Annotated in this window: 15 protein-coding genes; 14 read left to right on the top strand and 1 reads right to left on the bottom strand. The window is 41.8% G+C overall.

Annotation, left to right across the window (positions count from 1 at the left end):
- Window positions 1-51: 51 nt before the first annotated feature.
- The 14 genes from NFI80_RS14165 (at window position 52) to NFI80_RS14230 (ending at window position 19,332) form a co-directional block, all read left to right on the top strand.
- Window positions 52-1,353, top strand: a complete 1,302-nt coding sequence (locus tag NFI80_RS14165; protein ID WP_235162644.1) for a lipopolysaccharide biosynthesis protein — start codon at window positions 52-54, stop codon at window positions 1,351-1,353.
- 25 nt (window positions 1,354-1,378) lie between these two features.
- A complete protein-coding gene (locus NFI80_RS14170) occupies window positions 1,379-2,422 on the top strand; it encodes a hypothetical protein (RefSeq protein WP_235162643.1) in 1,044 nt (347 codons plus the stop codon).
- 21 nt (window positions 2,423-2,443) lie between these two features.
- Entirely contained in the window at window positions 2,444-3,736 is a 1,293-nt protein-coding gene (locus tag NFI80_RS14175) for a hypothetical protein (RefSeq protein ID WP_235162642.1), read from the top strand.
- Window positions 3,702-4,820, top strand: coding sequence for a glycosyltransferase (locus NFI80_RS14180; protein ID WP_235162641.1), 1,119 nt, complete (start codon window positions 3,702-3,704; stop codon window positions 4,818-4,820). The genes NFI80_RS14175 and NFI80_RS14180 overlap by 35 nt, the downstream gene beginning before the upstream one ends.
- Before the next feature lie 73 nt (window positions 4,821-4,893).
- On the top strand, window positions 4,894-6,219 hold the full coding sequence (locus NFI80_RS14185; RefSeq protein WP_235162640.1) for a right-handed parallel beta-helix repeat-containing protein: 1,326 nt from the start codon (window positions 4,894-4,896) through the stop codon (window positions 6,217-6,219).
- Window positions 6,220-6,265: 46 nt separating this feature from the next.
- Window positions 6,266-7,372 carry a glycosyltransferase gene (locus NFI80_RS14190; RefSeq protein WP_235162639.1) on the top strand — a complete coding sequence of 369 codons (1,107 nt, stop codon included), beginning with the start codon at window positions 6,266-6,268 and terminating at the stop codon, window positions 7,370-7,372.
- A gap of 255 nt (window positions 7,373-7,627) precedes the next feature.
- The gene (locus tag NFI80_RS14195; protein ID WP_235162638.1) at window positions 7,628-9,817 is read left to right on the top strand and encodes a right-handed parallel beta-helix repeat-containing protein; all 2,190 of its coding nucleotides are present in this window, start codon (window positions 7,628-7,630) and stop codon (window positions 9,815-9,817) included.
- A gap of 178 nt (window positions 9,818-9,995) precedes the next feature.
- The gene (locus tag NFI80_RS14200) at window positions 9,996-11,261 is read left to right on the top strand and encodes a nucleotide sugar dehydrogenase (protein ID WP_235162637.1); all 1,266 of its coding nucleotides are present in this window, start codon (window positions 9,996-9,998) and stop codon (window positions 11,259-11,261) included.
- Between the two features lie 59 nt (window positions 11,262-11,320).
- Window positions 11,321-12,313 (top strand): SDR family oxidoreductase, encoded by a 993-nt coding sequence (locus tag NFI80_RS14205; RefSeq protein WP_235162636.1) that lies wholly within the window; start codon window positions 11,321-11,323, stop codon window positions 12,311-12,313.
- Between the two features lie 63 nt (window positions 12,314-12,376).
- A complete protein-coding gene (locus NFI80_RS14210; protein ID WP_255703238.1) occupies window positions 12,377-13,543 on the top strand; it encodes a glycosyltransferase family 4 protein in 1,167 nt (388 codons plus the stop codon).
- 257 nt (window positions 13,544-13,800) lie between these two features.
- Window positions 13,801-14,802, top strand: coding sequence for a sugar transferase (locus NFI80_RS14215; RefSeq protein WP_254414149.1), 1,002 nt, complete (start codon window positions 13,801-13,803; stop codon window positions 14,800-14,802).
- Window positions 14,803-14,841: 39 nt separating this feature from the next.
- The gene (locus tag NFI80_RS14220) at window positions 14,842-16,257 is read left to right on the top strand and encodes a capsule assembly Wzi family protein (protein ID WP_235162634.1); all 1,416 of its coding nucleotides are present in this window, start codon (window positions 14,842-14,844) and stop codon (window positions 16,255-16,257) included.
- 155 nt (window positions 16,258-16,412) lie between these two features.
- A complete protein-coding gene (locus NFI80_RS14225; RefSeq protein ID WP_235162633.1) occupies window positions 16,413-17,747 on the top strand; it encodes a capsule assembly Wzi family protein in 1,335 nt (444 codons plus the stop codon).
- A gap of 112 nt (window positions 17,748-17,859) precedes the next feature.
- The gene (locus NFI80_RS14230; RefSeq protein WP_235162632.1) at window positions 17,860-19,332 is read left to right on the top strand and encodes a capsule assembly Wzi family protein; all 1,473 of its coding nucleotides are present in this window, start codon (window positions 17,860-17,862) and stop codon (window positions 19,330-19,332) included.
- A gap of 22 nt (window positions 19,333-19,354) precedes the next feature.
- On the opposite strand, the gene NFI80_RS14235 is transcribed toward NFI80_RS14230, so the two are convergent.
- Window positions 19,355-19,747, bottom strand: a complete 393-nt coding sequence (locus tag NFI80_RS14235; protein WP_235162631.1) for an HIT family protein — start codon at window positions 19,745-19,747, stop codon at window positions 19,355-19,357.
- Between the last annotated feature and the right edge of the window lie 63 nt (window positions 19,748-19,810).

Consider the following 19,810-nt stretch of genomic DNA (forward strand, 5'->3'; position numbering starts at 1 on the left):
GAACTGGCTCATAACAACAAAACAGCACATTAGAAAAAGGTGATATTAAGCTTGAAACAAAGGATTGGTAGTATTCAAAAGCATCCGCTTGTTAAAAATAGCTTATTGTATGTACTCACTGACGCCGTCAACAAAGCAGTTCCTTTTCTACTTCTTCCATTACTCACGCACTATCTGCTTCCAGCTGATTACGGCATTGTCGCCAACTATAATGTTTATGTCAATTTCCTGGCAATATTCATTGGGCTAAGTGTTCAGAGCATTATCTCAGTCAATTTTTATAAACTGGATAAGGCAGAAATCGGGAAATATATTTTTAATATATTCTTCGTGATAACGACAACACTTACAACTTGCGGGCTAGTTATTTTCTTGTTCAATAAGCAGATAGAAGAGTTTCTTTCTGTAACTCAAATCTTCGTTGTGAGTGGACTGGCCATTGGCCTTTCTCAGGTTCTCAGCTCGATAAGCCTTATTATTTGGAGATTGGAAGAACGGCCACTTGCTTTTGGTGGCTACCAGATTTCCCAAACGATTTGCGATGTTGTTATATCACTGATTCTGATTACCATGTTCAATATGGGATGGCGCGGAAGGCTCATTGGCATCGGCACCAGCTCTGTGATATACGGTTTTATCAGTATCTTTTTATTATGGAAACGGGGCTATCTCAACGCCTTTTACAACAAATCCTATATCAAGGAAATATTGGGATTTTGCCTCCCGCTGGTGCCTCATGCATTAAGCATCTGGGCAAGGGCTGGATCTGACAGACTCATCGTGTCTAAGCTGGCAGGAGTTTCTGCAAGTGGTATTTATGCCGCAGGATTTCAGTTTGGCTTGCTTATTTCATTTCTGACCCTTGCATTTAACAACGCATATGCACCCTTTGTTTATAAAAGCTTATCCATTTCGGATGAAAGTATTTTAGAATCGAAGAAACAAAAGTTGGTCAGGTTCACCTATTTATACATTGTCGCGTTATTAGGATTAACATTCATTGCATCAATTGCTTCGAATTTTGCAATTGACAATTATTTGTCAGCAAAATATGCGGATGCTAAAATGTATGTAGGTTGGGCCCTTTTTTCCCAAGCCTTTCAAGGGGTCTACCTCATGTATGCGAGTTTCATTTTTTTTGTAAAAAGGTCTGGATCCCTTGCAATAGTAACATTTGTATGTTCATCCCTGCAAGTAGCATTATCGTACTATTTAGTTAAAAGCGTCGGACCAATCGGGGCAGCTTATTCGAACTTTGCGATCAGCGTACTCAACACTGCGATAGTCATGATTCTCAGCGCCAAAGTCTACCCAATGCCATGGCTTAACTTCCGCGTGATTTTTGCGAGATAGTTAAAGCAGCTTAAAAAAACATACTATGATTAATACCTTAAAGAGAGAAGTTGTCAAGCGGGCGGAGAGAAGTAGACTTTTTCGCAAAATGTATTGCCATTTCAAAAGGTCAAAATCTACTGATTTTCCAGCGCTGGTTGAATCCAGACGGTCGACTGACATCTTTGACCTGAAAAAGTTGAGCACCCCTTTGCCGTATTATCCCTTATTTTATTTTGACGACTGCAATTATTATGGCATTCTGTGCCGCTTACTTGAATACAGCAATATCAAAATTGATGACGCCAGACTCCCTTTGCATGAAATATACCTGGAGCACGGCATTGTCATTGGAAGCGTGGTCAGAGCGGATTCGGTGAAGCTCGCCAAAATAACGCTCTCATATAGCAGCTATCGCGAAAAATATATAACTGAGAAAGCAAAAAAAACTTCGATTTCAATCGGGCCTTATATTCATTACGCGGAGAGTTTGCTTAGCGAAAATGAATTGGACAATTTGAAAAAACAGCTTGGTCGGGTGTTATTGGTTTTTCCCAGCCACTCCATCGGTTCCGTATCGTCCGAATACGATCAGGACGAATTTTGCAATGAAATAGAAAAGAGGAAAGTTGGATTTGATACGGTGTTGGTCTGCATGTATTGGAAAGATGTACAGAACGGAGATCATGAAGCATACAACAAAATGGGTTACAAGCTCACGACTGCTGGGCACCGCGACGACCTGTATTTTCTGAATAGGCTAAAATCAATCATCATGCTTTCCGATATGGTGATTTCGAATAGCACCGGCACACACGTAGGATACAGCATCTATTTAAATAAACCCAACTATTTGTTCAAGCAGAATGTAGCATTTGTGGCAGTGTCAAAAAGCGGGGAGTCGCTCGTAAAAAAGCACTACATGCCGGACGTAACGGCTACGAAAGACCGGGATAACCAGATGCTATATGATGCTTTTAATGTTTTCCAAGATCAAATAACTGACGATCAATACAAACTGACCAACTACATTTGGGGGTTTGATTGCGTTAAAACCCCTGAGGAACTGAAAGCTATTCTTCTTGGATAAATCCTTGTTGATGTACAACTTATGACAATTTCCCTGCCAAGTATCACCGTCAAAAAGGATCTCAAAATTGATATCCGTAATCTGATATGCATCAACCTGGTGTTGATCGCTTTCGTTGATTCGTACCCGGTATATAGTTCAATGTTGTTTGTTAAAGTGGGTGTTTATGGCTTGAAGTTTTTGAATTTGTATGCATTTCTGTTTCTGCTATTCAAAAATAATTACAGAAACTATATCCTTGCAGCACTTTTCCTTCCAATGTGGTGGGCGTATTACAATGAAGATTCACTGATTATATCCTTTCAGCTTCTGTATTCAGGCGTTTTTCCGGTCTTAACTTTCATCCTGCTGAATGACGAAGAGAAATATAAGGTTGCACGGTGGTATATCAAGGTGTTTCTCTTTTTAATGATAATCGGGATTCCCATTTTCCTGCTGATCAATATTTTCGGTATTCCGCCTTTGTTTTCAATTCAGCGCGGTGAGCTGGGTAAAGGCCGGCTATACGATAACTATTTACTTTTCTATTGGTCGCGGGCAGGTGTAGAAAATCGGTTTAGCTCGGTGTTTGATGAACCAGGTGTTGTGGGCACAATTATCCCGCTCATTCTCTATTATTACAGGCGAATGCTGACTGGATTTGAGTACTGGATACTAATCATTACAGGAATTCTATCGTTTTCGTTATTCTTTTTAATTGTCTTTTTGCCTGTCCTTTACTTTTCAAATACCAGGTTGCTCTCAACGAAACAATTGATGCTGCGACTGACTTTCTCGTTTGTCTTCATCTTCATTTCATATGTTGCATTTGTATTCATTGCAAGGAGCACAAAAGATGACCCGATCCTGGCATTAAAGGTCTATCACCGTTTTGAGTGGAAAGACGATTGGATAGTTGGGATAGTAAACAACAGAGATACCCGGATCAGAGGTTTTGATTCCATGTACCAAGGCTTTGCCAAGGGAGATAATGCTGATTTTTACACAGGCAAGGGCAAAGACTATATGCTGAAAGAATATGGAGGATCTACTTTGTCTTACAGAGTTTTTGTACTCGAACGAGGCATTATAATACTGGTATACCTGGCATTTCTCTTTGCATACTTCCATCCGTGGCGTCAGTATTTGATATTCAGCCTGATATCCATGGTGCTCCTGGCTCTGGTTTTCTTTCAACGGCCAGGATTATTTTCCTTGAATTACTTTTTACTTGTTTATGCAGGATTAACACTATTTAGAATGCAGATTCCGCATAAATCAAAAAATATTGAAACTGATAATGAAGATCGTACACATTATTCCATCGTTAAGTAGAGGGGGAGCAGAGCGGTTTGTTATTGATCTCTGCAATGAGCTTGCAAATATCGAATCAACAAATGTTTACCTGGTCTCATTGAAAGATAATTCTGACTCAGACTCGTTTGTATCAGAATTGCATAAGCAGGTCAACTATATTTCTTTTGGGAAAAAGCCAGGATTTGATGCTAAAACCTTATCAAAAATCACTCGGTGGATCAATAAGTTAAAGCCTGATGTGGTAAATACGCATATTAATGCGTTCGAATATGTCAACCTAAATGTTTTTTTTAAGCTTCCTTCCAGCACGTTTTATTTTCATACCGTTCACAGTAGAGCTGCTCAGGAATGTCCAAATAACATCTTGAAGCAAGTCAGGAAGCGTTACTATCAAAATGACCGGGTTACGCCCATTACCATTTCACAGGATGGCAAAGCCACTTTTAAAGAGTATTATGGCCTTAATAATGACGTTACGATTGTAAATGGTCGTCCCGAATTGTTACCAACATCAGCATTGCCTGGTCTTAAAACAAAATATGCTTTAAGAGAAAACGAATATCTGTTTTTGAATGTCGGCCGTGTGGTTGAAGTAAAGAACCAAGCCATGCTTATTAGATCAGTTCAAAGATTTAATAAACAAGTCGCTGATAAGAAATGCAGACTATTGATCATCGGTGATTTGAGGGAAGGAGATATCGTCGAAAAGTTGCAGGAACTTGTTAAGGATGACCCTTACATAGAATTGATTGGCGCAAAGGATAACATTGTGGATTATCTCTCCATTGCGGATGCTTTTTGTCTGTCAAGTCACTATGAAGGCATGCCGATTTCTCTCATTGAAGCGCTATCGCGCGGTTGTATCCCAATCTGCACTGCGGTTGGTGGAATCACCGAAATGATCACAGATAATGTAAATGGATTTCTTAGCAAGGAAGTCACCGAAGAAGCTTACCTGGAAGCGATCATGGCCTTTCATCTATCAGGAAACAAGCTAGAAATAGCTAAAAATGGTGTAGCCACTTTCACGCAACATTACCATATCCGCTCGACGGCCGGGAATTATTACCGGCTATACAAGCACCGGATGATGTCAAAATAAACGAGATTTTTTGACGGGCAGATTCCATTAGGCATGGTTGTTGTCCGACCAGCATTAATCAATTACTCCGCTTATGAAACTAACAACATTCTGGGCAACCATTATCTGCCTTCATTTATTTTATTCCCAGGCGCATTCCCAACGCAAAGTTTTATCCTACGATTCAACCAAACACTCGAGCAGAGTCAAAAAGGCGATCATCAAACTGAACATTCAAAAGGACTTTGGTGCGATCCCTAATGATACCATTAATGATCATGCCGCATTCCAGGCAGCATCGGAGTTTATTAATAGCCGGAAAGGAAATTGCGAACTGCTCATACCAGCTGGAAATTACATTGTAGGCAAACAGATAAAATTGAGCAATCGCGATTACTACTATCGTGGTGCAGATGTTATTCAAATTCTTAATGCAAAGAACGTTACAATAAAGGGCCAACCTGGAACCAAGCTGAAATATGATACGGGCTTCCGGTTTGGCTCATTTAATCCCGAGGACGGCTCAAGCTCCAACATCTCAGTAGAATGCACACCTAAACCAGGAGCGACTTCCGCAAAAAGGGCTGATCTGGGAAGGTGCATTGTAGTGGCAAGCAGCAGCAATGTTAAGATCGAGAACTTGGTTCTGGACGGTAATTTTTATGCTGAGAACCTGAATAACATGAATACTTTCAACATGAAGTGCATGGATAAAAAGAATACAATCTTTGATCCTGAGAAGATTAACATTGGTGGCGGATATGGTGATTGTGGTATCCAACTCGCTCATTATGGAGTGATGATTACACATTCGGGCAACATTGTTGTCAGGAACGTTACTGCCAAGCGATTTGGATTGGACGGGATTCAGATAGCCAACTCTCACACGGAGGCAGGCCAAAAAAATGTGAAACTTATCCAATGCGACCTCAACTTCAATGCAAGAACCGGGTTAGCCATTATAGGTGGCGATAAAATTGACGTGATCAGTACATCGATAACAAGAACTGGAAATTGCTTGTACGCTGCTACGGGAACTGGAGTTGACATTGAAGCAGAGATTGATGCCAAAAGACAAGCAAGGCAGGTTACTAATGTTAAATTCTTGAAGTGTAAATTCAGCAATAACAGTTCCGGGGAAATTTTGGCAAAGTTTGGGTTAGGATCATCAAACATTACATTCGAAGACTGCGATATCAAAAGCTCTAGCCTGGCTATTAATCTTGGCAGAAAGAATTCCGGATACAGATTTGTCAACAACAGAATAAGCGGCACAAAGGTCGTTGTACTGGAAGACAAAAAAGTTGATGTTATGGCCCATCAAAGCGAGCAGAAAAAGACTATAAGCGCAAAAGGCGTGACTTCGTCCAGAACGGAAAACCCGTCTAATGTTTTTCTAAACAACGTTCTGGTTGAATAGCCTTAATCGCAATGACCAAAAGCCATAACCGGCAAAAAACAGTTTAATGAAAGTACTTGTAATCATTAATGATATTTCACAAGGCGGCGGAGAGAAGTTGCTTGTATCCTCTCTGCCTATCTTTAAAAGGAAAGATATAGATATCAGCGTTTTGCTGCTCAATGCACAAAATTCGGTTCCATCCTTTCTTGCCCACATTGAAAATGCCGGCATTACGATTCATGATCTTCGGATTTCCAATTTTTACAACCCGGTATGTGCGATTGAGATCTGGAAATTTCTTAAAGCCAACCCGTTTGACGTAGTCCATGTGCATTTGTTCCCAGCGTCCTATTGGTCCAGTTTGGCAATTTCCATGCTTAAAACAAAGCCCGTTTTAATATTTACCGAACATAGTAATCATAACACGAGACGTGATAAGCAATATTTCAGACCGCTCGAAAAAGCCTTTTATCGTCCTTATAATGCGATCATTGCGATTACCGATAGTGTAAAAGAAAAATTATCTGAGTGGATCCGACAGGGTGATAAAATTAAAGTAATAAATAATGGCGTTGATCTCACTACTATTGCAAATGCTAGTAATGTTGAAAGGCAGCATCTCTGTGCTGAACTGAATATCCCAACAAATTCGAAACTGATCCTTATGGCTGCCGGTTTCAGATATCCAAAGGATCAGGGAACACTTATCCGGGCATGTGCATTGCTGGGGGAAGACTTTCACTTGTTATTAGCAGGTGAGGGTGAGGCAATGGAAGCTACACAAAAGATAGCCGCAGAATGTGAAGTGCTCGAACGTATACATTATCTGGGATTTCGAACAGATATATCCTCGCTCATGAAATCCGTTGATTTGAATGTACTTTCTTCCGAATACGAGGGAATGTCTGGTGTAACCCTGGAATCACTCGCCGCAAATGTGCCGTTTTTAGGCTCCGACGTAAATGGTATAAAAGAGATTGTACCAAGCGAAGATTTTCTGTTCAAACCCGCTGATAGTCAGGAATTAGCCAGTAAAGCACGGGCAATCCTGGATAATCCAGATGCTAGCGAGGCGATGGTCAAAGCAGCAAAATCCTTCGTTAAGAATTTTGACTTGGAATTCATGGTTGACAAGTATATTAGTTTATACCAATCATTACTCAAAAAGTAAAATAACTTCTACAATAGTCTATAAAGCACGAACATTTCATGTTCGTGCTTTATTTATTTTCACGCGATCTTAATGCTTAAATCACAGGTGATTCTACATAAAACGACTTTTTAACCTTCTATTGTGTAGTATAAAAATAAAATATTCTACGCAATTGTAGTTATATAGATTTCTTACGTAAATTTGATCTATAATTTTATAGAATATATTCTATATATGAGGTCATATTTATTCATTATAACCATTGGGAAATCTATGATGATCCGAGCCGTAGCATTATTCTGCTTCTTCGTAGTGAATGCTTCTGTCAACAGCCTTACACACGCAGCCGCATTTATTGATCCCATTCGCTTTTCAATAACCACACAGACAACGGAGGTGGTTGTTAATGAAGAGTTCGAAATTGAAATTAAAGCAGATCTGATAGATATACCCATTAATACAGTCTATGTATTTAAAAGTGCACGGGCATTCAGGCTAAAACTGATTTTACCGCAAGGTTTCCAGCAAACTGGTGGTTCCTTCCATGATTTTGTCGGTTTAGAATTAACAGCAAGTAAACCCACCGCTGTTTTTCATCTGAAAGGAAAATTTGTAAGTGCAGAACGCGCCGGCGTGTTCCAGTTACTCCGAAGCCATGAAAACGCAAACAACAGCAGTGACTTCGTCGAGGTAGGCCGACTTCCTTTTGGCATGGCTGAAACAGCATCTGAAAGTCCATCCAATGCCCGTATAGCACTTGTTGGCACCATATCTTATGTTCCATACCTGACAATGGCAAGCCTGCGTCAACTGCCAGACACAGCTACAACAGTTTTTATTACAGATCAGGGACGGGCTGGCACTTTTAAGCTCAATCCATCTTCAACCCGTGCAGATGACGGTGCCTTGACTATTGTATCATCCGGAAAACGGTTCGAGCGTGTCTTTGAAGGTCCTGTGAATGTTGAGTGGTTTGGGGTCAAAGGCGACGGAACTACTGACAACACTGCTACGATCCAAGCTATATTAAACAGGACAGACATCCCAAACATTTTCTTTCCAAAACCTGCGGTTTCCTATCGTTTGAAGGAAATGTTCATGAGATCCAATAAGAATATCGTTTTCGCAGACGGTACGATCGTTGAAGGTTTGGGAACGCTTGGCTTAGAGGAAAGAATGGTCCTGATGAATGGTATACAAAATGTTACTATCAAGGGAAACAATGTCGTTTTCAAAGATCAAAAAGCGAATTATACCAGCGGACAGCAAAGACATATTTTCACAATGCTAGGCGTTACCAATGTGACGATTGAAGGAATAGCAGCCAATAATAGCGGTGGTGACGGCTACTACATAGGGTCAAGCGTATGGCAAAAGTTCTCTCAAAATGTGAAATTGATCAATATCAGCGCTGACAATAATCGAAGACAGGGCCTTTCCATCGTTTCAGGTAAAAACATTGAAATTATTAGTCCTGTTTTAACCAATACCAACGGCGTTGCTCCTTCCGCAGGAATTGACATAGAACCGGATAATGCAGATGAATTTCTGGAAGGCATACGCATTACGAATCCAATAACGAAAAATAATGTCGGAGGAGGAATTGTAATTCTTATAGATGATTTCAAAGGGACTAATCGCGTAGTGGATATCACAGTCACCAATCATCATGATGATGGAAGCTTTTATGGAACTTATATTTCAAAAGCTACGGGAGCCATTGCAGGATCCATCGTGTTTCAAAATCCGCTTTGGAAAAACAATAAGTCTAATGGCCTTTGCGTGAGTAATTACAGCGTTAACGCTTGTACCATCCAGGTCAATGATGCGACTGTCATCGACTGCAATGTAAATGGCATGGCTCATGCTGTTTTCGGATCCGCCTTTTTGGTATATCGCGAAGCTAACGCAATAGGTGACGCCAATATTGGTAATGTTCATATAGTACGCCCAAAGGTGGAAGATACGCGAAGCACGAAAAAAATCTTTTCTGCCTTTGCATTTGATGACGTTTCCAGGAAAGGGAGTATTAAAAACTGCAGTCTTATAGATCCGGTAGTCATCAATGGACTTAATCCGGTGAACTACGTTCATTTCGCGGTGCTGGAAGATTTGGCCTTGTCGGACAAGAACGAAAAGTTAACTTTTGACATCGCGCAGGGTAACAGGACGCTTACTTATGGATTTTACAAAAGAGTATTTCACAACGCTACATCCACGGGTATAAGAACCATCTCACTGAACAGTTTGCCAGCAAATTATCCTGAAATAACATTTGAAGTGAGAAATGCGCAGATTCTAAGGCTTATACCAACTGTCAATGATAACATAGTCCCCGTGGCTCCGACCAAAGGCAAGTATATCCAAAGCGCAACTGTAGGCAGCAAGATAACGCTTCGAAAAACAAGCACGAACACGTGGCAAGTTAAGGACATGATCGGAACCTGGACTGTTCAGCCATAAGTGTACACCAAATCATCACAGATGCATTTGTCATAGTGCAGCACGGTGATTGTAAATTATAAAATGTTATCAAAATTGAATCTTATGAAACAATTTTGATAACATTTTCATTTAATGACAATCATTTTTTCAGCACATCGACTATTTTTGTCATTTATTGGCAATACTAACAGACTATATGCACCTAGAAAACAAAACAATTTGTGTAATCGGCTTGGGTTACGTGGGACTGCCACTCGCAGTTGAGTTTGGAAAAATTTTTGATACAATCGGTCTTGACATTGACCAGCAACGGATTACAGAGTTAAAAAATCATTTTGACCGAACATTAGAAGTCGATGAGGAAGGTTTGAAAAAAGCTTCCAAACTAAGCTTCACTTTCGATCCCGCAAGTATCAAACAAGCCTCCATCTTCATTATCACCGTTCCGACGCCCGTCGATCAATTCAATAATCCTGATCTCACACCTGTCCGAAAAGCAACTGAAACTGTTGCCCGTAATCTAAAATCCGGTAACATTGTCATCTATGAATCAACGGTTTATCCGGGAGTTACTGAGGATTATTGCGTTCCTATTTTGGAAAAAATTTCCGGTTTGACATTTAATCAGGATTTTTTCTGCGGATATTCTCCCGAACGGATCAATCCGGGCGACAAACACCATACACTGACCAAAATAAGGAAGGTCACGTCCGGTTCCACACCCGAAATTGCAGAAGAGGTCAATAATTTATATGCGTCTATTATTACAGCAGGCACATTTAAAGCGTCAAGCATTAAAGTTGCGGAGTCTGCGAAAGTAATTGAGAATGCTCAGCGCGACATTAACATTGCATTTGTCAATGAGTTGGCAAAAATCTTTAACCTGCTAAAAATCGACACCAGCGAGGTCCTTGAAGCGGCAGGAACGAAATGGAATTTTCTCCCATTCAAGCCAGGATTGGTAGGAGGACATTGTATCGGCGTTGATCCTTTTTACCTGGCACAAAAGGCAAAGGAAGTGGGTTACCATCCCGAAATCATCCTCGCCGGCAGAAGACTGAATGATTCTATGGGCCCTTACGTGGCTACCCAGTTTGTAAAATTACTAATTCAGAGCGAGCGTAAAATAAAGGGGCAGGATGTACTGATTTTAGGAATAACTTTCAAAGAAAATTGCCCGGATATTCGCAATAGCCGGGTTATTGACATTGTCAGGGAGCTGGAATCATATGATATGAATGTGCATGTATATGACCCTTGGGCGGATAAAAATGAAGTTGAGCACGAATATGGCATTCGCCTGATCGACAACCTGGACGGACTCAACGGATACCAGGGCATTATTGCAGCTGTGGGTCACGATCAATTATTGGATCTTGAAATTCCATCAGGAGAAAACGCTCCGATTGTCTATGACGTGAAGGGAATATTTCCAAAAGATAAAGGCTACACCAGGCTATAATGGTTGCGTCACGCTGCCGAAATTTAGCTATTCAAATTATATCTTAGTCGCATAACTCAATGACTTTTAACCAATATCATCAGCAGGATATCACCTCCTCAAAATTCCTTATCACCGGAGGAGCCGGATTCATCGGTTCCAACTTGGTAGCATATCTTGTTCAATATCAAGCTGCTAAGATCGTAGTGCTGGATAACTTATCAACGGGTTACCTGGAAAACATTGCAGCGTACATTAATAAAGGACAAGTTGAGTTTATCGAAGGCGACATCAGGGATTATCAAACCTGCGTAAAGGCGGTGCAGAATGTTGATTACGTGCTGCATGAGGCTGCGCTGGGTTCAGTTCCACGAAGCATTAATGATCCGATTACAACTAATGAAGTAAATATCAGCGGCTTTTTGAATATTCTCCAGGCTGCTAAGGAGGCTGGTGTAAAGCGTATGGTCTATGCAGCGTCGTCGTCAACGTACGGGGACAGTCCATCACTGCCCAAACAGGAAGCGATCATTGGAAACCCGCTCTCGCCATATGCAGTCACAAAATATGTCAATGAGCTTTATGCGGATGTGTTTTCAAGAACCTATCAGTTCCACAGCGTTGGATTACGGTATTTTAATGTATTTGGGCCAAAACAGAATGTGAATGGTCCTTATGCTGCTGTGATTCCACTGTTTATAACCCAGGTTTTGAATGGTCAGGCACCGGTAATTAACGGCGATGGCTTAACCTCCCGCGATTTCACGTTCGTATCCAATGTTGTTCAGGCGAATATCAAAGCTTTACTTGCCGACAATCTGACGAAGCACGAGGTTTTCAATGTTGCCTGCAATGAGCAGACTTCTCTTACCGAACTCGTTTCGGCTATCACTGAGGAGCTAGACAGTCCACTCGAACCAACTTACGTGACGGAAAGAAGGGGTGACGTGAAGCACAGTCTAGCGGATATTTCAAAAGCAAAAACACAATTACAATATCAACCGGAAGTACTTTTTAAAAACGGACTTAAAGAAACTATTCTTTATTTCCAGGAATTGACAAGCGCTTCCTGATTGGCCTGGCATGTTCGGATCAATCAAACTTCCACCGATTAAAACAAAAGACAACACACTTGAATGGAGAAAATCAAATTACTTAGGATAACAACCGAAACTTATTCGCTACGTATATTATTAAAGGGCCAACTGAAATTTATGTTGGAGCAGGGTGTGGAAGTATCAATGGCAAGCACTCCGGATAAACATGTTGGTGATCTGGTACTTAATCAGGGAGCCCCGTTTTACCCTCTTAATCTTTCGCGGGAATTAACACCTTTCAAAGACCTGTTAGCTCTTTTTAGAACCATCCGGCTTATCCGGAAAATCAAACCGCAAGTTGTTCATACCCATTCGCCTAAGGCCGGAATCATCGGAATGCTTGCGGCATATATTTGCAGGGTTCCACTTAGAATGCACACAGTAGCCGGGCTGCCACTCATGGAAGTCACCGGCCCGAAAAGAAAGCTTCTTGACTTCGTCGAATCGTTAACCTACAAGTGTGCGCACTGGGTTTTACCAAACTCACAGGAGCTCAAAAAATTCATTTTAGATAACGACCTCAGTCCCGACAAATCGAAAGTGCAGGTTATCGGCAACGGCAGCAGCAACGGAATTGATCTGGAATACTTTTCGGTTACACCGAAACTGCTGGCTGAAAGCAATGAGTTTAGAAAAGCACATAACATTGGCCATAGCGATATTTTACTATCATTTATGGGCCGGCTTGCTAATTACAAGGGTGTTAATGAATTGGTTGCAGCATTTTCAGAGCTTCAGAAACGCCACGAAAACCTCAAACTTGTACTGATAGGAGCCCCAGAAGACCTTAATCCGCTGGAAGAACACACCAAAACGGAAATCGCAAATAATAAATCCATTATTGCGGTGGGGCATCAGCATGACGTGCGAAAGTTTTTGGCTGCTTCTGACATATTTGTGTTTCCCAGTTACCGGGAGGGCTTTCCGCAAGCGCTTTTGCAGGCCAGCGCCATGGGCATTCCGTGCATTGCAACCAATATTAACGGCTGCAATGAAATGATCGATGATGGAAATACGGGAATATTGATCCAGCCAAAAAGTATCCATGCCATAGTAAATGCCTGTGAGAAGCTGATAAACAATCCGCAGGACAGTAGAAAAATGGGGAAACTGGCGCAACAATTTGTCCTCAGGAATTTCGAACAGCAGCAACTTTGGCGAGCCATTCATGCATTTTATAGTTCAAACCTGGCGGCAAGAAAATAATATGTTCAAAATATTTTTTCTAAAAAGCGAAGTATAAATTTACCGCACTTATCTTTGTGAAATACTTGCTCAATGCCCTCTCCTCGATATATGAACAGACAATCGTATCTAACGTTTGTTCAAACCTATAAACCTTTAATTAAATGAAAGCCGCCGATGGTTCAGTATGCCTTGCTGACTGTTTCAAAATAGGAATTTTTACATTATAATTGCATTCTTTTTGCACACGCTTTAACTTTTACTATTGCCGCACACATATGGATCAAACTTCTGTTTCTAATCGAAAGTACGTACATCGATTGTTGAGCAAAAATGCTTCTACCGATGAAATCTTGATTATCACGAGTTATGACTATTTTTTACAGAAATACGATTTAAAACATCTGCGTCAGACTTACAGGGAAATTATTCTGGTCCCTCATACAGAAGACGATGATTACCTCATTAACTACACGGTAAGGCCTTTGCTGGACAAATTTGAGAAAGTCCACCTTGTCACCAATCCTCACTATGACAAGCGTAACAAGGTCATTTATGAATTGGTTATTCGTAAAAACAAATCCATTCGCATCACTACGGTTTATGACTTCTGCGAGAAGAGCTTGAAGAAAGTTTATATACCCGAAGACATATCGGAAATCAATCCTAATTTATCTGATATGCCCGCATTCGGTAAAAGAGTGAGATATCCAAAGAAGATTATCGATGTTGCGGTTTCCATCGTTTTATTCCTGCTGACTTTTCCGCTCTGGATTTTAAGCTATTTCCGCATCAAGCTTGAGTCGCCCGGTCCCGTATTTTATTATCAGGAAAGGGTTGGGATGGATAACATCGCATTTAAGTGTATCAAATTCCGCTCTATGTCATTGGATGCAGAATCTAATGGGGCGACTTTCTCCAAAAAGAATGATTCGAGGACTTTTTCATACGGGTCTTTCATGCGGTTAAGCCGAATTGATGAATTGCCACAAATCATCAATATTTTCAGAAGAGATTTGTCTCTGATTGGTCCACGGCCGGAAAGACAGGTTTTCACAGAAACCTTTGATGAGGTTATCCCCTACTACAATTCCAGGCATAGCATTAAGCCCGGAATCACTGGATACGCTCAGGTAATGTATTCCTACGGCGCCGGGGTCTTCGATGCGCGGCACAAGCTGATGTACGATCTCTACTATATCAAAAACTGGTCATTGTTTCTTGAATTGAAGATTATTCTTCTTACGGCTGTTGTCATTTTTGGCAAAAGAGGGCGGTAACAATTTCTCGAACATTCTTTCGCGGTCAACTTATCATGCATGAGAAATCCATTCTTAATGCTGCTATTAATGATAGCATCGCAAACAGGCAGTTTTTCTCAGGATTCTACATGGCATTATTCTGCGGAAATTAAAAGCGCACTTTCGTCGGGTCAAACACCATATTTAATTCATGCAAACACGTATGGTGTTACTCCTACAAATGGATCGTTTTTGCTGGCCCAAGCTGGTCTTCATAAAATTTATAACCAGAATAACCCACGGTTTTTTCAATGGTCCGGGGGATTTGAGGCGGTAGCAAGCACAAACCATTCTCCGGCTGCATTCCTTACCGATTTATTTGTAGCAGGCAAAGCTGGCCCGATAGAAGTCAGCATTGGACAGCGGAAAGAATTCTACGGATTGAGCGATAGTCTGTTAACGAGTGGCTCGGTAGCAATATCATCCAATGCTCGACCGTTCCCAAAAATTCAGATTTCTACCCCTCACTTCGTCAATCTGATTTCCCGCAATGACCTCTTTTCATTTAAGTTTTCGTATTCAGATGGCCTCTTAGGCCCCGCACAATCGATTTATGGCAATGTGAAAGCTGTGCCAGAAACATATTTTCACCACAAATCCGTATACATCAAGCTTGGCAAGAGAAGGCATCTACTGAATTTTCATGCAGGATTTAACCACCAGGTAATGTGGGGCGGGGAAGATAAAATCTTTTCAGGCGGACTCAAATTCCCGGAAGCATATCGCTATGTTGTTTTGGGCAAGCCATGGGCGGCCAGCCGGGTTGGGAATCATTTCGGTACGATCGATGCCGGACTGGAAATAAACGGAAAGAGATGGACAACGCTTTTATACCGCCAGAGCATTTACGAAGATGGCTCAATTGCAAATACTGCGAATGTTTCAGACGGACTTAATGGCCTCAGAATCAAAAGAAACAAACTTCAAAACAACGGTTTTCAGCTCAATACGATCTTGCTTGAATATCTTTACACAAAGAAACAGGGTGGCGACGTTTTCGATTTTGCTAATAGCACATTTGGACGCGATGATTATTTTAATCACTACGTTTATAGTCAGGGTTGGTCTTATAAAGGCCGGACGCTCGGCACTCCAGTGATCGCTCCCCAGCATTTAATGCGCGAAGAATTGCGAACCTCGCAAAGGCTTTTCACTGCAAACAACCGCCTTGTTGCCCTTCATGGCGGTTTGGAAGCTTCAATGAACCGTGTGAGGCTATTGTTGAAAGCGAGTTATTCAATCAACTCAGGTACATATAATAAGCCTTTCAAATCCCCCATTAATCAGACTTCCCTCCTAGCGCACGTGGAAATGCCACTGAAACTTATGAATGAAAGCCATTTGAGCGCTTCTATTGGCACGGATTTTGGACAATTTTACCCAAACAACACTGCTATTTTGATTGGATGGAGAAAATCCGGTTTTATCAGATAACTTTGGGAAGTCAACTCAACCCCTTAATGAGTAATTTTTACATTTAAATGCCGGTCCCAATCTCTCAGATACGAGTCTGCCTTTTTGCAGTCTTGACATGTCTCGCGATACATTCTAACGCCCAAGACTCAACAATTTATTACCGAGCCAGCCTAATGTTGTCTGGTGCTACCGATAATACTCCTTTTTGGGCTCACGCGAACCAGAATGGCAATGTGCCGATGAATGGAAATTTTGGTCTGGCCAATGTCGGCATTTACAAAGTTTATAATCCACACAACCCCAGAACATTCCAGTGGAGCGCTGGTCTTCAGGGAATTGCCAGCTACGGTAAATCGGGTAAGGCGTTTCTTTCAGATGCGTACATCGCTGCAAGGATAGGAAAGTTGGAAATCCTGGCCGGACAAAAAAACAATGTAGTCGGGTTAATGGACACAACTATGACTTCGGGTTCTCTGTCAGTTTCCGGCAATTCCCGACCCTTTCCCCGGCTGCAAATTTCACTTCCCGAATATCTGCCGTTGTATTTCACAAAAAATTTTTTGGCTCTCAAATTTTCTTATTCCGAAGGTTATTTGGGAAGCAGCAGGCTGAATTATGGCGTGGAACGGAACATTTCATACACCTACTTTCATCAGAAATCGCTGTATTTCAGGTTCGGACCGGAGCACGGCCGTTTAAAAATTCATGCTGGTGCTAACCATCAGGCTATGTGGGGCGGCGAGGATAAGATCACGCCGCTGTACAAACTGGAACCATTGAATGCTTACTGGCATACGATCTCTGGTAAAACATTAAACTACAATAAAGTAGGCTACCACTTCGGAACCGTTGATATCGGTGCCGAATGGCGAGGTAGCACGTGGTCTTACTTTGCGTACAGACAAAATATTTACGAGACTGGCTCCCTGTTTCACATTATCAATTTTGAAGATGGTCTGAACGGGATAAGGATGAAGAGGATCAAGCCTTTACCAGCCGGATCAACCGCTTTTGCGTTTCAAAGCTTCCTGCTCGAAGCAGTTGGGACCAATAACCAGACAAATAAATCTCCTTTGTCCGGTCTGGCTATTTATGAAAAAGGAAATTATTACAACAGTTACATTTATCAACGTGGCTGGTCTTATTTCAACCGCGGCATAGGCACGCCACTGGCGCCATCTTCGGGCATGACCAGGCCGTCTTTACCGGTTACTGGATCAGAGTTTACTAATAATAACCGGTTCTGGGCGTTTCATACTGGTGTTACCGCTACTTGGCAAAAGACTTATTTTGGGCTGAGAGGCACATATTCAAGAAATTCAGGGTCTTTATTAAGTCCTTTCGAAACACTGAAAGAGCAGGTATCCTTGTCTCTTACAGCTGAAAAGAATATAAAGTTATTAAACGGTTGCAGTGTCTTTTCCAACCTTACAACTGATTTCGGACAAATTTATCCTACTTCTCATGGCCTGATCATAGGACTTAGGAAAAGTGGATTCCTGGATTAACGTTGCTTTTTTACGTTGCCTGATATGTCCAATATGAATAGCAAAAAGTTATACTTATTTTTGTCAAAATGTCACATTATACACATTGAAGAAAAAGCTTGAGGGCACGCCTATGAAAATCTTTCCCATACTGACATTACTGTTATGCATTTCCATAGCCGGCTTTTCCCAATCTGAGACTGCCGAGACTACTGAATTCCCGGATTCTACAAATAATTTTATTGAGATTGCCGGTTTTGGCAGCAACAATACGCATACACCATTCTGGATTCAGGCCAATCAGTTCGGCACCGTTCCTTTGGACGTTCCCGCCGGAAGTGCGCGTATTTCGCTCGAAAATTACTGGCCGCTTAACTCATCCTGGCGTGTGGGTGCCGGCGTAGAAGCGGTAGGGAACTTCAATGAACACCCTAAAATGCTTGTGCCGCAGCTGCACGCAACCGTAAAATTCAAAAATTGGCAGCTTTTTATCGGACGAAAAAAGCAGAATGTCGGCCTGGCTGATTCCACACTCGGTACCGGCTCTTATGCATGGTCGGGCAATGCGTTGCCAGTGCCCAAAATATTTTTCGGAACCAGTGGTTTTGTTGCTGTCCCTTTTACAAAAGGCTGGATCTCATTCAACGCATTCTATTCCGACGGACTTTTCGAAAAACACCGTCCGGCCACGACAAACCTGAAATTTCATCAGAAGGCTTTTTACGCACGACTGGGAAAAGTTAATTCCAGGCTTAAATTATACGGTGGATTCAATCACCAAGTGCAGTGGGGCGGAAAATCAAAATACCTTGTTAAAGATCCAGAAAGTGGAAAGCTGCCCGATGGTTTCTCTAATTATGTCTATGCCGTTTTTGGAACCATCGGCGGAACCGGGACTGACATTTCACATTTTGATAGCACCAATCGCGTTGGAAATCACTTGGGATCGCTTGACCTGGCCGTTGAAGTGGAGACTTACGGAAGCACCATTTATCTATACAGGCAATTTATCTATGAAGATGGTTCACTATTCTATATGGAGGGCATCAAGGACGGGTTAACCGGATTGCGGATCAAGCGGAAAAACTCGTACGGTGCCAATTTTGAGATAACCGAAGGCGTTATTGAAATGCTTTTCACAAAAGATCAGGGAGGTCCGCTATTTGAAATGGGGAATGGCAAGAAACGCGGTAATGACAACTATTTCAACAACCAGCAGATCCGCGACGGATGGTCCTACTACGGGCGTGGCATCGGAACACCTTTTATTCCGCCGACGTCCCAGACAAATTGGAAATGGCCCGGCTACGCAGATAATTTTACCAGCAACAATCGCGTGTTAGTATGGCATGTAGGGTTAAGAGGAACACTTTTCAGACAGGTGCAGTGGCATACCAAATTATCTTTCTCAAGTAATTCGGGCGCTTACAATTCCCGCTTTGAAGGCTCCCCAAAACAATTCTCCGGCCTGATCGGCGCGCAAACCAATGTGAATGTGCTTGGCGGAATGACCATTAAAGGTTCTTATGCCAGCGATATTGGCGATCTATATCGCAAGACACACGGATTTATGTTGGGAATCAGAAAAGATTTTTCTTTTAACTGAGGACAATCCATTTTCTAAAAACCTATCCCATTTCTGCGCGAATCTTCGCTGCCAGCGCTGCCAATTCTTCTTGCGTAGTGTGTATTTTTTTCGAGAAGTCCGCGTCGGCCATGCTATTTAAGGTAAGCAGGTGAATGTGCGTATGCGGCACCTCCAACCCTATGACTGTCAAACCTATACGAAGGCAAGGAACTGCTTTTTGGAGCGCAGGAACAATGCTTTTCGCAAAGAGAAACAGCTCGGAATATTCCTGATCATTAAGATCAAACACATAATCCACTTCTCTTTTCGGGATCACTAATGTATGCCCCGCGGCGATCGGAAAAGCGTCCAGGAAGGCAAGGAAATGATCCGTTTCTGCGATTTTATGACTAGGAATTTCACCCCTTACAATTTTTGAAAATATAGACGCCATCAGAATATCAATTAAATATCGTTTAGTTGCAGAGCAGCGCGACATATCGCGCCATATCTTTAC

Origin of the sequence: Dyadobacter chenhuakuii (genome assembly GCF_023821985.2) — a bacterium.
Lineage (GTDB): Bacteria > Bacteroidota > Bacteroidia > Cytophagales > Spirosomataceae > Dyadobacter > Dyadobacter chenhuakuii.